The following is a 12,617-nucleotide window of genomic DNA, read 5'->3' on the forward strand; positions in this document are numbered from 1 at the left end:
GTGGGAGGGGCGGTGTGGGTGGATGCGAGTACGCGGGCAGGTCGCCGGTGAGTCATTTACCGGAACGCTGCACCTCCCCCATAAACTGATGCGCTTGGGCCTTGAGCCAATCAAGCAAACGGGCGATATCGGGCTCTGATTGTCGTCCGTTTCGACAAATGATGTAGTACGCAGCAGGCGACATCATTAAGGGGGCCTCCAACGCAACCAATTCACCGTCTTTCAATTGGTCATACACCAGTGCCGTCCTGCCCAGCGCAATCCCACCGCCTTTCACTGCCAAACTGATGGCCAGGCTGGAATCTGGAAAGCGCGGCCCATGGTGATACGGCGGTGCCTCTAGCCCTTGAAATGCAAACCAGCTCTCCCACCCTGGGCATACCTGATCGTCGACGCGATGAATCAGCGGGTACCGCGCTATTTCCTCCAGCGCAATATCACCATTCACACGTTTGAATTCCGGCGAGCACACAGGGAACACCGCATCGCGCATCAGCAGTTCGGCATGATGATCCGGGTAGTCGCCATACCCCATCACCACCGCGACATCGAACGGGTGAGCACTTAAGCTGGCGCTGCTTATGTCCGCGCTGGTCAACACCAGATCAAGGTTGAATGCCGCTTCGGCGTGAGCACCATGCATTCTGGGAATCAGCCAGGTTGCACAAAGAGAGGAGGTGCATGAAAGGTAAAGTGGCTGGGATCTACTCGGGTTGAGCGAATGCAGCACCGTATCCAGTTCTTTGAAAAAACCATCGGTCACTGGCAACAAGGCCTGCCCCGCTGTCGTGAGTTTGACCCCCCGCGAATGCCGCTCGAACAACTGCACCCCCCACCATTCTTCCAGGCCCGCAATTTGATGGCTGATGGCACTGGCGGTGAGGTTCAACTCGAACGCAGCACGCGCAAAACTGCCCGTTTGCGCGGCGCTGACGAAGGCTTGAAGCATGGGAGTGGGTGGCGGGCGCTGGGCCATCAGGTGCTCACTTTGATCAGGATGATCCCACAGACAATGACGAATGCCGAAAGCATCCGTCGCCAGCCGAACTGCTCCCGGAAGAACAGCGCAGCAATGATGGCGCCGATAATAACACTGGTTTCCCGCAGGGCTGAGACCTTGGCCACTGCGTCCAGCGACAACGCAAACAGGACCAAACCGTAGGACGCCAAGTAAAAAACACCGCCCATTGCACCTACCCGCCAGTGGTCGCGCACAGCCTGGGTGAGTGCTGATCGCGTCTTGAAAAACGCCAGCATCGGAATCGGAATGCTCTGGAACAGCGTGAGGTAAATGATGTACTGCAGCACCGTCTCACTGGCTCTTACACCTTTGGCATCCACCACCGTGTAGGACGCGATGAACACCCCCGCACACACGGCCATCAGAATTGGTTTGAACATCTGCGCGGTCATCCTGCGCACAAACGTCAGGCTGATGATCCCCGCGCAAATCAGCAGCACTCCCGCCATCGACGGGGACGACAGCTGTTCATGCAAAAGGAAGTAGGAAAACACCGCAACCAACACCGGCGGCACGCCACGCATCACCGGGTAGACCTGGCCGAAGTCGCCTGTTTCATAAGCCTTGATTAGGAACAATCGATAGACCGTATTGAGCATCACAGAAATCAGCACATAGCCCCACACCTCCAGGCTCGGTACGTTGACCAACGGCAGCGCCGCCAGGCAGATCACTAATGCGGTGCCATCGACCATGGCCAAGGTCATGAAACGGCTGCTGCCGGCACGGACAACGGCATTCCAAGTGGCGTGCATGAAGGCGGAGATCAAGACCAGGGTGATGGCTATGTTGGCGTTGTCCATGAGGGCTCGGCTTTTTCTGGAGGTGTTCGATGAGGAAGCGTTGGAGCTGACTAAGCGCTCAGATTTACGTAATCGCATCCGCGCAGAGGGCTATTACTCAGACAAACGCGGACGTTACGGTTCGCGTAGCAAGCCAAAGGGCTGCGATTGTTTGGTTCACTCTGTCTGACCTCTTGTTCTCAATCTTGGGCTTTGAAAGCCACATCAGGACAAAGCTCAAGAAAAGTCGAAATACACAGCACCGGGCGCACTCTTCGACTGAGCCAACCGTTCCAAATGGTCAATCATTGTTGCGTTTCTGAAAGTGATTTTGGTCTTGTAGTCTCGTGCCGCTATAGCCTGACTATTACGTTGCAAAGCCGAAAAAAAAGAGGAATCAACTATTACATTAGCTCCGGTGTAAATCAGAGCAAGAACCTCAGGATTACTGATAGGCATCGGCTGCGGCTCCCGAAGTTCAGTTTGTGCGCCCCGCAACTCATCGACCAAACCTGCGGAACGTCTGACTTTAGATACTGCTTGGCGAAAATTACTGACGTTTATGTTCATCGCAATCCTTTACGGAGGTTAGTTGGCGTCGATATTTAACTCGGCCCACTACACCCTGAAAAAGCGAAAAGTCGTCAGCGCTGCCATCAAGTTCCGTCATGGCAGATCTTTCCTACAGATAGAAACCATCACGTGTTCGTTAGTGGCATTTGGTCATGGTTTTTAAAGGGCCAGCAAGCCGGGTCGCTTTAAATTGCAGGACGTTTCCTAGACAATCTGCGCCGCCTTGTGCCTGTTGGAATCGATGGCTAGTCTGCGGTCCGTCACTGCTCATCAGTGATCGGGTTTAGTCGCCCGGACTCCAAATTCGGCGCAATGGTCCATGCAGTTTATGGTGGCTGTGCGCAGGGCGCCTTTGGGTGCGCCGGAGTTTCCGATTTTGGCCGGTCGACTAACCTGCGTACAGCCGCCACCTTCGTTTAGTCGCGACCGGTTCGGCTCCTTACTCAAAATTCGGAGTTACACCATGAATAAAGTCCTACCCGACCCACCCATCGATCCCACCAAAGACCGCGCTGCCTTCAACCGCGCCATCGACCATTACCTGCCCACCCAAGGTTTCCACGCCGTCAACGAGGACCTGAGCTTCGAAGACGCCCTGCTCTACACCGCCAGTCTGCTGGACAGCGCTTCGGCGACGGCGCTGGATTGCGGGGAGCTGCTGGAGAAACCGGAGCGGGCGAAGATCCTCGCGGTGTGGCATTTGCTGGAAATCGCCAAAACCACGGTTGACCGCTCCATCGAATGCCTCAGGCCCACGAAGACCACTGCCTGACCACGCACAAAAAATGTGGGAGGGAGCTTGCTCCCGATAGCGGTGGTTCAGGCACTCATGCAGTGACTGCCACTCCGTCATCGGGGGCAAGCCCCCTCCCACATGGACCGCATTTCATTGGAGTTAGTGGCATCTGGTCATGGTTTTTAAAGGGCCAGCAAGTCGGGTCGCTTTAAATTGCAGGACGTTTCCTAGACAATCTGCGCCGCCTTGTGCCTGTTGGAATCGATGGCTAGTCTGCGGTCCGTCACTGCCAAATCAGTGATCGGGTTTAGTCGCCCGACCTCTCATCACGTGCACGGTCTTCCATCAGTTTTTATGGTGGCTGTGCGCAGGGCGCCTTCGGGTGCGCCGGATTTTCGTGATGACCGGTCGACTAACCTGCGTACAGCCGCCACCCTACGTTTAGTCGCGGCGGGGTGGCGAATCTCAATCCATCACGGAATTACACCATGACCAAAGCCCTACCCGACCCACCCATCGATCCCACCAAAGACCGCGCTGCCTTCAACCGCGCCATCGACCATTACCTGCCCACCCAAGGTTTCCACGCCGTCAACGAAGACCTGAGCTTCGAAGACGCCCTGCTCTACACCGCCAGTCTGCTGGACAGCGCTTCGGCGACGGCGCTGGATTGCGGGGAGCTGCTGGAGAAACCGGAGCGGGCGAAGATCCTCGCGGTGTGGCATTTGCTGGAAATCGCCAAAACCACGGTTGACCGCTCCATCGAATGCCTCAGGCCCACGAAGACCACTGCCTGACCACGCACAAAAAATGTGGGAGGGAGCTTGCTCCCGATAGCGGTGGTTCAGGCACTCATGCAGTGACTGCCACTCCGTCATCGGGGGCAAGCCCCCTCCCACATGGACCGCATTTCATTGGAGTTAGTGGCATCTGGTCATGGTTTTTAAAGGGCCAGCAAGTCGGGTCGCTTTAAATTGCAGGACGTTTCCTAGACAATCTGCGCCGCCTTGTGCCTGTTGGAATCGATGGCTAGTCTGCGGTCCGTCACTGCCAAATCAGTGATCGGGTTTAGTCGCCCGACCTCTCATCACGTGCACGGTCTTCCATCAGTTTTTATGGTGGCTGTGCGCAGGGCGCCTTCGGGTGCGCCGGATTTTCGTGATGACCGGTCGACTAACCTGCGTACAGCCGCCACCCTACGTTTAGTCGCGGCGGGGTGGCGAATCTCAATCCATCACGGAATTACACCATGACCAAAGCCCTACCCGACCCACCCATCGATCCCACCAAAGACCGCGCTGCCTTCAACCGCGCCATCGACCATTACCTGCCCACCCAAGGTTTCCACGCCGTCAACGAGGACCTGAGCTTCGAAGACGCCCTGCTCTACACCGCCAGTCTGCTGGACAGCGCTTCGGCGACGGCGCTGGATTGCGGGGAGCTGCTGGAGAAACCGGAGCGGGCGAAGATCCTCGCGGTGTGGCATTTGCTGGAAATCGCCAAAACCACGGTTGACCGCTCCATCGAATGCCTCAGGCCCACGAAGACCACTGCCTGACCACGCACAAAAAATGTGGGAGGGAGCTTGCTCCCGATAGCGGTGGTTCAGGCACTCATGCAGTGACTGCCACTCCGTCATCGGGGGCAAGCCCCCTCCCACATGGACCGCATTTGATTGGAGTTAGTGGCATTTGGTCATGGTTTTTAAAGGGCCAGCAAGTCGGGTCGCTTTAAATTGCAGGACGTTTCCTAGACAATCTGCGCCGCCTTGTGCCTGTTGGAATCGATGGCTAGTCTGCGGTCCGTCACTGCCAAATCAGTGATCGGGTTTAGTCGCCCGGATTCAGAACAGGCGCATGGTCCCATGAAGCTCAATGGTGGCTGTGCGCAGGGCGCCTTCGGGCGCGCCGGGTTCCTGTTCTGACCGGTCGACTAACCTGCGTACAGCCGCCACCTTCGTTTAGTCGCGAAGAGTGCCGTCTCCTTGATCAGACAGGAGTTTCACCATGACCAAAGCCCTACCCGACCCACCCCACGACCCCGCCAAAGACCGCGCCGCTTTCAACCGGGCCATCGACCATTACCTGCCCACCCAAGGTTTCCACGCCGTCAACGAAGACCTGAGCTTCGAAGACGCCCTGCTCTACACCGCCAGTCTGCTGGACAGCGCTTCGGCGACGGCGCTGGATTGCGGGGAGCTGCTGGAGAAACCGGAGCGGGCGAAGATTCTGGCGGTGTGGCATTTGCTGGAAATCGCCAAAACCACGGTTGACCGCTCCATCGAATGCCTCAGGCCCACGAAGACCACTGCCTGACCACGGACAAAAAGATGTGGGAGGGAGCTTGCTCCCGATGGCGGTGGTTCAGGCACTCATGCAGTGACTGCCACTGCGCCATCGGGGGCAAGCCCCCTCCCACATGGGTTTCTCTGCGTTCCTTAGGCTGTCATTTGGAGACGGGCATCGCAAACTCCGCACCTTGCTCAATGCTCTCCGACCAACGCTGCATGATCGACTTCTGCTTGGTGTAGAAGCGCACCCCCTCGGTGCCATAGGCATGCATATCGCCGAACAGGCTCTTCTTCCAGCCGCCAAAGCCGTGCCAGGCCATCGGCACCGGGATCGGTACGTTGATGCCGACCATGCCCACTTCGATACGCCGTGCGAATTCGCGGGCGATGTTGCCGTCGCGGGTGAAGCAGCTGACGCCGTTGCCGAATTCGTGGTCGTTGACCAGTTTCACCGCTTCGGCAAAATCATTCACGCGCACGCAGGCCAGCACCGGGCCGAAGATTTCTTCGCGGTAGATGCTCATCTCTTGAGTCACATGGTCGAACAAGGTCGCGCCGAGCCAGAAGCCGTTTTCCAGGCCGGGTTCGGTCGGCACGTAATCGCGGCCGTCGAGCAGCAGTTGCGCGCCGGCCTGGACGCCTTGTTCGATATAGCCGCTGATGCGCTCCAGTGCGGTGCGCGAGACGATCGGGCCCATTTCGGCCTTGAGGTCGCGGCCGTCGGTGATGCGCAGTTGCTTGGCCCGCTCGGTCAGGGCGGCGATGACTTTGTCACCCACATCGCCCACCAGCACCGCCACCGAGATCGCCATGCAGCGTTCGCCGGCACTGCCATAAGCGGCGCCCATCAGCGCGTCGACGGTGCGTTCGATGTCGGCGTCGGGCATCACCACCATGTGGTTTTTCGCGCCGCCCAGGCCTTGCACGCGCTTGCCGTGGCGCGCACCGGTTTCGTAGATGTATTGGGCGATCGGCGTGGAGCCGACAAAGCTCACGGCCTTGACGTCCGGGTGTTCGATCAGCGCGTCCACCGCTTCCTTGTCGCCCTGCACCACGTTGAACACGCCGCAGGGCAAACCGGCTTCACGCAAAAGCTCAGCCATGAACAGCGCGGCGCTCGGGTCGGTCGGGCTGGGCTTGAGGATGAAGGTGTTGCCCGCCGCGATGGCGATCGGGTACATCCACATCGGCACCATCACCGGGAAGTTGAACGGCGTGACGCCAGCGACCACGCCCAGGGGCTGGCGCATTGTCCAGTTGTCCATGCCTCGCGAGACCTGGTCGGAGTGTTCGCCCTTGAGCAGGTTGGGAATGCCGCAGGCGAATTCGAGGATGTCGATGCCACGGTCGACTTCGCCCTGGGCATCGGTGAACACCTTGCCGTGTTCGGCGACGATGATGCGCGCCAGGTCGTCCTTGCGTGCGCGCAGCAGGTGCAGGTATTCGAACAATACGCGGGCGCGGCGGATCGGCGGGGTATCGGCCCAACTGGCGAAGGCGGCCTGGGCGGCGGCGACGGCTTCGCCGACGGTCTGGCGGCTGGCCAGGGCGACGCGCCCGGTCACGGCGCCGGTGGCCGGGTTGTAGACGTCCTGATAGCGATCATCGCGGCTCACGCGCTGGTCGTTGATGTAGTGCTCGATGGTGCTGGTCATGGCAGTAGGTCCCAGGTGGGTAGCGTTGGGACACACGATAGGCTTTCGATTTGTTCCGAACCAGAGCAGAATCCAGAACTGATTGTCCTTACAGGCGAACAATAATCCCATGGAAAAGTCTGAGATCGAAGGGCTGTGGACCCACATTCACTGGCTCTCGGTGCTGGAAGAACACGGCACCTACACCGCCGCCGCGGCGCGCCTGGGGGTGAGCAAGTCGGCGGTCAGCCAGCGCATCAGCGACCTGGAAAAAGCCACCGGCACGCGCCTGGTCACCCGCACCACCCGCAGCGTGCGCCTGACCGACTCCGGGCAGTCACTGACGCGGGACGTGCGCAGCGCCTACGAACAGATCGCCCGCAGTTTTTCTTCGGTGCGCGATGCCGCCGGGGAAATCCGCGGCCTGGTGCGCTTGACCGCGCCGGTCGCGTTCGCCCGGCAGCAACTGGTGCCGCACCTGTCGGCCTTTCTGCAACTGTACCCGCAGGTGCGGGTCCAGCTGGAGGTGTCGGATGCCTTGAGTTCACTGGCCGCCGAAGGCTACGACCTGGCGGTGCGCCACGGTTTTCAGGTGCCGGAAACCCACGTCGCATGGAAGCTGTGCGACACCACCTCGGTGCTGGTCGCCACCCGCGACTACCTGCAACGCCACGGCGAACCGCGCAGCCCCGGCGAGCTCAGCGCGCATAACTGCCTCTACTACCCGCGCGGCACCGAGCAGCCCGCCTGGACCTTCGAGCGCGGCGGCAAAACCCTCGAACGGGTCACCGTGCCGATCGCCGGGAGCTTCTCGACCAACAACAGCGAAGCCTTGCGCGACTCGGCGCTCAATCACCTGGGCATCGCCCTGCTCCCGGATTTCAGCGCCCATGCGGCGCTGGCCGGCGGCACGCTGGTGCAGGTGCTCAAGGGCTGGACGCTCAAGGGCGCGTTTGCCGATGAGATTTACTTGATACGGCCCTACTCGCCCCATGTACCCAAGTCCGTAAGTGCATTGGTGGGTTATCTGAAAGAAAAACTCTCCGGAGGCTTTCGTGTCACGGGTTGACCGCCTCACCGCTGAGACGCTGCCGGCTGGCGCGTTTGGGTGGGCGGCAGGTAGGCGGATCGCTCGATCACATCCGTGCGTACCGCCGAAGGTTGCCCCGCCGGGTTACGCGCAAAGCTGCACAGGGTGACGGGCAGTTGCGAGAGCGGGTAACTCGTTCCGCCCGTGGCGAGGATGTAGCGGACGTCGTCATTGTCACGGCAGGCAGCTTCCGCCGAGGTGTCCACATAGAAGTAATGGTGGCTGAAGGCGGTTTGCGGGTCGTCCCAGTTGACGCTGTAGTTCAGGCCGATGCGCGGGACCGGCGCCGGGTCGGTCAAGAACACCGAGTGGGTGAACGCATTGTGCAGCAAGGCCGGCGTCAACGGCTCGCCGGGGGTTTGAACGCCGATGATGCACAGCACATACGCCCCCAGCGCCGGGCCGATGGCCTGATTGATGTAGCCCTGGGTTGACGCAATGGCACGTTGATAGCCATTGGGCAGCCTGCATTCATTGACGTTGCGCACAGCCTTGAAGCGATAGAACGGGTCCTGGATCGAGAACCTGATGTTCCAGGTGGGCTGCACACTCTGCCCGAACTCGCCCAGTTGCATATGCACATAGGGGTTGAGCTTCCAGGGTTCCTCAAGGTGGATATCGACGGCTTTGAGCTGGCAAGCAGGCGTCTCGTTCGAGAATTGGCCCTCGACAAAACAACGGTGCAGGTCGTTGGCGGGATAGCTGTAGTTGAACTTGGCCGCTTCACACGCCGAGACGTTCTGGCAGTTGTTGAGGATGTCTTTTTTAATGACCGCCGCGACTTTGCTGACAATGCCGGTGACTTCATTGGTATGCCGGTCCAGCATCGGGCTGCCGGAACTGCCGTACTGCAGGTCATTGCAGCGGTTTTTCAGGGCACCGGGAAACACCCCGGGATGCTCGACAAAGCTGTTGGTCGCGGTTTCCTTGCAGGCACTCATACGCAAGCCCTTCTGGCGAAACCCGCTCGGCGAACCGACATTCACGACCTCACGTTCCCCAGTACTTTGATGGGTGGCGAGCTTGAGCGGCATGATGCCGTCGGTGATCAGCCCGGCGAGTGAGGTATCCAGTTCGAGCACCGCCAGATCAGTGCCGACCATGCTGGTCCAATGCGCCGTTTTAATGCGAAACGTGCGCTGTTGCGCCGGCGTGTCGTGGAAATAATTGAACGTGATGCTCGCCTCGATGGCTTGGTTGACATGGGCCGTGCCGAAGCTGAAGTACACGCAATGCCCACTGGTCAAGACATACGCCGGGCCGACGGCCTTGCTCTGGCGGTTGCGGGTGTCCAGCAGCACCGCGTTGCAGGTTTGGCCGATCGCATTTTTCAACAACCCGATACCGGACCACAGCGCGTAACGCTGGTCGTGGTTCTGCAGCGCCAGGGAGGCGCTGCCATCGTTCAGTCCCTCGGCCAGGTCTCTGGCGTGGGTGAGGCCGGTAAGGCAAGGCAACAGCAGTAACACGAGGGGGAAGATGCAGCGGGTCAGCATGGTCGAACGTCCGGGTGGCAACAGGGGTGGTGCCGAAACGTACTTGAGGCGTGGCGAACAGGTGACCTACATAGATGTGGGGGCTGCCGGTTTGAACGTATTTTTTTCGCCGGGATATTGCCCGCAACGACTAAAAGTCCATAATGGACAAATTAGTTTACAGCGGAGTTCCCCATGTCCAGCACGCCCCATGTCATCCAGCAGGCCCAAGCGCGCGAGTTACTCGCTCAGATCGACGTACCCCAGATCCTGCACAAGCTGTTCCGCGACCTCGCCGCCGGGCTGGCGGTGCAACCGCCGCAACAGTTAGTGGCGTTTCCGAAGGGCGCCGGCGACTTCATCAACTACCTGGGCGTGCTGGCCGAGGACGGCGTGTACGGGGTCAAGACTTCGCCGTACATCGTAGGGGAGCAAGGGCCATTGGTGACGGCCTGGACGCTGTTGATGTCGATGCACAGCGGCCAACCGTTGCTGCTGTGCGATGCCCATGAACTGACCACCGCACGCACCGCCGCCACCACGGCCCTCGCGGTGGACGCCCTGGCGCCATTGGCCGCCCGGCGCCTGGCGATCATCGGCAGCGGCAAGGTCGCCCAGGCGCACTTGCGCTACGTGCAAAACCTGCGGGACTGGCAGCACATCAGCCTGTTTTCACCGAGCCTGGCCAGCGCCAGCCCCGCCACCCTCGCGCAGCTCACCGGCCTCGACCCGCGCCTGAGCATCGCCGACAGCTGCGCGGCGGCCGTGGCGGATGCCGACGTGATCATGCTGTGTACCTCGTCGGCCGGCCCGGTGCTCGACCCGGCGCACCTGAGCAAACCGGCGCTGATCACTTCGATCAGCACCAATGCGCCCCGCGCCCATGAAGTGCCGCCCCACAGCCTTAACGCGATGCAGGTATTCTGCGACTATCGCCAGACCACTCCGGACGCGGCCGGCGAAATGCTGATCGCCAGCGAACAGCACGGCTGGGACAAACGCGCGGTGATGGGCGACCTGCCCGAGCTACTCAGTGACATGGCACAGCGCCCGGACTACCAGCGCCCGGTGTTTTTCCGGTCCATCGGGCTGGGGCTGGAAGACATTGCGCTGGCTAACGCGCTGTACCAGCTGCAGCGCTAACCCCACCTTCAGGAGATGTTCATGAGCCACGCAGACTTCATCATCATTGGCGGCGGGATTGCCGGCGCGTCCACGGGTTTCTGGCTGTCGCCCCACGGCAAGGTACTGGTACTGGAGCGTGAGGCCCACCCCGGCTATCACTCGACCGGGCGTTCGGCCGCGCTCTACAGCGCCGCCTACGGCACCCCGCAAGTGCGCGCACTGACCCTGGCCAGCCGGGCGTTTTTCGACAACCCGCCCGCCGGTTTCTGCGAACACCCGCTGCTCACGCCCCGGGGCGAGATGACTGTGGACTTCAGCGGCGACCCGGCCGAACTGGACAAGCAATACCTCAGCGCCAAGGCCACCGTGTCGCAGGTCGAACGACTGAGTGCTGACGAAGCCTGTGCACGCTTGCCGATCCTGCGGCGTGACAAAGTCCACGGGGCGATCTACGACCCGACCGCCAGCGACATCGACACCGACGCCCTGCACCAAGGCTACCTGCGCGGCATCCGCCGCAACCACGGCGAAGTGCGGACCGACAGCCACGTGCTGGGCCTGAACCGCACTGCCGACGGCCTGTGGCACGTACAAACCCAGCATGAAACCTGCACCGCGCCGATCATCATCAACGCTGCCGGCGCGTGGGCCGACCATATCGGCGGGCTGGCCGGCGCCGCGTCCGTCGGCCTGCAACCCAAGCGTCGTTCGGCGTTCATCTTCGCCGGCCCCGAAGGCGTGGACAGCCACGCCTGGCCGATGCTGGTGGCCCTCGACGAAGCGTTCTACATGAAACCCGATGCCGGCATGTTCCTCGGTTCACCGGCCAACGCCGACCCGGTGGAACCCCAGGACATCCAGCCCGAAGAACTGGACATCGCCATGGGGATCCACCAGATCGAAGAAGCCACCACCCTGACCATCCGCCGCCCGACCCGCACCTGGGCCGGCCTGCGCAGTTTTGTCCACGACGGTGATTTGCTGTCCGGCTTCGATCCGCGGGTGGCCGGGCTGTTCTGGGTGGCGGCACAGGGCGGGTATGGCATCCAGACCTCGCCCGCGATGGGCCAGGCCAGCGCGGCCTTGGTGCGCGGCGCGGCGCTACCGGAGCCACTGACGCGGTTCGGCCTGGACGCTGGTATGCTCTCCCCCGAACGCCTGGAGCCGCATTGATGAACACCGCTGAACAAGACAAGGTCCTGCAGAACTTCCGTGCGATCGCCGATGCGATCGCCACGTTGTTCTTCCCCCACGCCGAAGTGGTGCTGCACGACCTGCGCACGCAAAAGGTCGACTACATCGCCAACAACCTGTCGAAACGGGCCATCGGTGACGATTCGGCGCTGGAAGACATGCTGAGCGACGACATCCGCGAAGTGAATATCGGCCCCTACGAAAAGCTCAACTGGGACGGTCAGAAAATCCGCAGCCTGAGCACCGTGCTGCGCGACCACAAGGGTCGCCCGCTGGCCGTGCTGTGCATCAACCTGAATATCTCGCTGTTCGAAAACGCCAAGGCGGCGCTGGACCTGTTTCTGTCACCCAGCAAACTGATCCCGCAACCGGACTCACTGTTTCGCGATGACTGGCAGGAACGGATCAACACTTTCTTGCACGCCTGGCTGCGCGAACGCCAGTTGAGCCTGAACCTGCTGACCCGCGACCACAAGCGCGAGCTGGTGCTGGCGCTGCACGCCGAAGGCGCGTTCAAGGGCAAGAGCGCCTCGAACTACGTGGCCAATGTGTTGGGCATGGGGCGGGCAACGGTCTACAAGCACTTGAAGGAACTGAAGGGCTGAAGCCGGCAGCCGCGATCGAATGTGAGAGCGGGCTTGCCAGGGCTCGACAGCTCTCACACTGACCTACAGCGTTTTCAAGTGCGTATTCAGCA

The 12,617-nt window shown here is 60.8% G+C and carries 13 protein-coding genes; 8 read left to right on the plus strand and 5 right to left on the minus strand.

Features of this window, described 5'->3' with window-relative positions:
* Positions 1–52 precede the first annotated feature (52 nt).
* The 3 genes from ACVWZP_RS09165 to ACVWZP_RS09175 form a co-directional block, all read right to left on the minus strand.
* A complete protein-coding gene (locus ACVWZP_RS09165; RefSeq protein ID WP_017847903.1) occupies positions 53–976 on the minus strand; it encodes a LysR substrate-binding domain-containing protein in 924 nt (307 codons plus the stop codon).
* The gene (locus tag ACVWZP_RS09170) at positions 976–1,824 is read right to left on the minus strand and encodes an EamA family transporter (protein WP_046383932.1); all 849 of its coding nucleotides are present in this window, start codon (positions 1,822–1,824) and stop codon (positions 976–978) included. The genes ACVWZP_RS09165 and ACVWZP_RS09170 overlap by 1 nt, the downstream gene beginning before the upstream one ends.
* Before the next feature lie 216 nt (positions 1,825–2,040).
* On the minus strand, positions 2,041–2,373 hold the full coding sequence (locus ACVWZP_RS09175; protein ID WP_177029951.1) for a hypothetical protein: 333 nt from the start codon (positions 2,371–2,373) through the stop codon (positions 2,041–2,043).
* 466 nt (positions 2,374–2,839) lie between these two features.
* Between ACVWZP_RS09175 and ACVWZP_RS09180 the strand changes: the two genes are divergently transcribed.
* The 4 genes from ACVWZP_RS09180 to ACVWZP_RS09195 all read left to right on the plus strand — a co-directional run bounded on the left by ACVWZP_RS09180 (position 2,840) and on the right by ACVWZP_RS09195 (position 5,427).
* Positions 2,840–3,148: a DUF6124 family protein gene (locus ACVWZP_RS09180; protein ID WP_079443517.1), complete on the plus strand. Its 309-nt coding sequence runs from the start codon at positions 2,840–2,842 to the stop codon at positions 3,146–3,148.
* 452 nt (positions 3,149–3,600) lie between these two features.
* Positions 3,601–3,909, plus strand: coding sequence for a DUF6124 family protein (locus ACVWZP_RS09185; RefSeq protein ID WP_017847906.1), 309 nt, complete (start codon positions 3,601–3,603; stop codon positions 3,907–3,909).
* A 452-nt stretch (positions 3,910–4,361) separates the two neighbouring features.
* Complete coding sequence (locus ACVWZP_RS09190) at positions 4,362–4,670, plus strand: DUF6124 family protein (RefSeq protein ID WP_017847906.1); 309 nt, start codon at positions 4,362–4,364, stop codon at positions 4,668–4,670.
* Between the two features lie 448 nt (positions 4,671–5,118).
* Positions 5,119–5,427, plus strand: a complete 309-nt coding sequence (locus tag ACVWZP_RS09195) for a DUF6124 family protein (RefSeq protein WP_017847907.1) — start codon at positions 5,119–5,121, stop codon at positions 5,425–5,427.
* 130 nt (positions 5,428–5,557) lie between these two features.
* On the opposite strand, the gene ACVWZP_RS09200 is transcribed toward ACVWZP_RS09195, so the two are convergent.
* A complete protein-coding gene (locus ACVWZP_RS09200) occupies positions 5,558–7,057 on the minus strand; it encodes a CoA-acylating methylmalonate-semialdehyde dehydrogenase (RefSeq protein ID WP_457369689.1) in 1,500 nt (499 codons plus the stop codon).
* Positions 7,058–7,166: 109 nt separating this feature from the next.
* On the opposite strand from ACVWZP_RS09200, the gene ACVWZP_RS09205 reads away from it, so the two are divergent.
* Positions 7,167–8,105: a LysR family transcriptional regulator gene (locus tag ACVWZP_RS09205; protein ID WP_046383934.1), complete on the plus strand. Its 939-nt coding sequence runs from the start codon at positions 7,167–7,169 to the stop codon at positions 8,103–8,105.
* A 5-nt stretch (positions 8,106–8,110) separates the two neighbouring features.
* Here the strand turns inward: ACVWZP_RS09205 and ACVWZP_RS09210 are convergent, their stop codons facing one another.
* Positions 8,111–9,622 (minus strand): trypsin-like serine peptidase, encoded by a 1,512-nt coding sequence (locus tag ACVWZP_RS09210; protein ID WP_457369690.1) that lies wholly within the window; start codon positions 9,620–9,622, stop codon positions 8,111–8,113.
* A gap of 174 nt (positions 9,623–9,796) precedes the next feature.
* On the opposite strand from ACVWZP_RS09210, the gene ACVWZP_RS09215 reads away from it, so the two are divergent.
* Genes ACVWZP_RS09215 through ACVWZP_RS09225 form a run of 3 tightly spaced genes read left to right on the plus strand, consistent with a single transcriptional unit; the run spans position 9,797 to position 12,525 of the window.
* The gene (locus ACVWZP_RS09215) at positions 9,797–10,744 is read left to right on the plus strand and encodes an ornithine cyclodeaminase family protein (RefSeq protein ID WP_017847911.1); all 948 of its coding nucleotides are present in this window, start codon (positions 9,797–9,799) and stop codon (positions 10,742–10,744) included.
* Between the two features lie 21 nt (positions 10,745–10,765).
* Positions 10,766–11,899: an NAD(P)/FAD-dependent oxidoreductase gene (locus ACVWZP_RS09220; protein WP_108525586.1), complete on the plus strand. Its 1,134-nt coding sequence runs from the start codon at positions 10,766–10,768 to the stop codon at positions 11,897–11,899.
* Positions 11,899–12,525 (plus strand): helix-turn-helix transcriptional regulator, encoded by a 627-nt coding sequence (locus ACVWZP_RS09225; RefSeq protein ID WP_017847913.1) that lies wholly within the window; start codon positions 11,899–11,901, stop codon positions 12,523–12,525. Before ACVWZP_RS09220 ends, ACVWZP_RS09225 begins: the two co-directional genes overlap by 1 nt.
* Positions 12,526–12,617 lie beyond the last annotated feature (92 nt).

The organism is Pseudomonas sp. TE36184 (assembly GCF_054060055.1).

Coding starts and splice junctions, on each gene's coding strand:
- ACVWZP_RS09165 (WP_017847903.1), bottom strand. CDS start 976: ATGGCCCAGCGCCCGCCACCCACTCCCATGCTTCAAGCCTTCGTCAGC.
- ACVWZP_RS09170 (WP_046383932.1), bottom strand. CDS start 1,824: ATGGACAACGCCAACATAGCCATCACCCTGGTCTTGATCTCCGCCTTC.
- ACVWZP_RS09175 (WP_177029951.1), bottom strand. CDS start 2,373: ATGAACATAAACGTCAGTAATTTTCGCCAAGCAGTATCTAAAGTCAGA.
- ACVWZP_RS09180 (WP_079443517.1), top strand. CDS start 2,840: ATGAATAAAGTCCTACCCGACCCACCCATCGATCCCACCAAAGACCGC.
- ACVWZP_RS09185 (WP_017847906.1), top strand. CDS start 3,601: ATGACCAAAGCCCTACCCGACCCACCCATCGATCCCACCAAAGACCGC.
- ACVWZP_RS09190 (WP_017847906.1), top strand. CDS start 4,362: ATGACCAAAGCCCTACCCGACCCACCCATCGATCCCACCAAAGACCGC.
- ACVWZP_RS09195 (WP_017847907.1), top strand. CDS start 5,119: ATGACCAAAGCCCTACCCGACCCACCCCACGACCCCGCCAAAGACCGC.
- ACVWZP_RS09200 (WP_457369689.1), bottom strand. CDS start 7,057: ATGACCAGCACCATCGAGCACTACATCAACGACCAGCGCGTGAGCCGC.
- ACVWZP_RS09205 (WP_046383934.1), top strand. CDS start 7,167: ATGGAAAAGTCTGAGATCGAAGGGCTGTGGACCCACATTCACTGGCTC.
- ACVWZP_RS09210 (WP_457369690.1), bottom strand. CDS start 9,622: ATGCTGACCCGCTGCATCTTCCCCCTCGTGTTACTGCTGTTGCCTTGC.
- ACVWZP_RS09215 (WP_017847911.1), top strand. CDS start 9,797: ATGTCCAGCACGCCCCATGTCATCCAGCAGGCCCAAGCGCGCGAGTTA.
- ACVWZP_RS09220 (WP_108525586.1), top strand. CDS start 10,766: ATGAGCCACGCAGACTTCATCATCATTGGCGGCGGGATTGCCGGCGCG.
- ACVWZP_RS09225 (WP_017847913.1), top strand. CDS start 11,899: ATGAACACCGCTGAACAAGACAAGGTCCTGCAGAACTTCCGTGCGATC.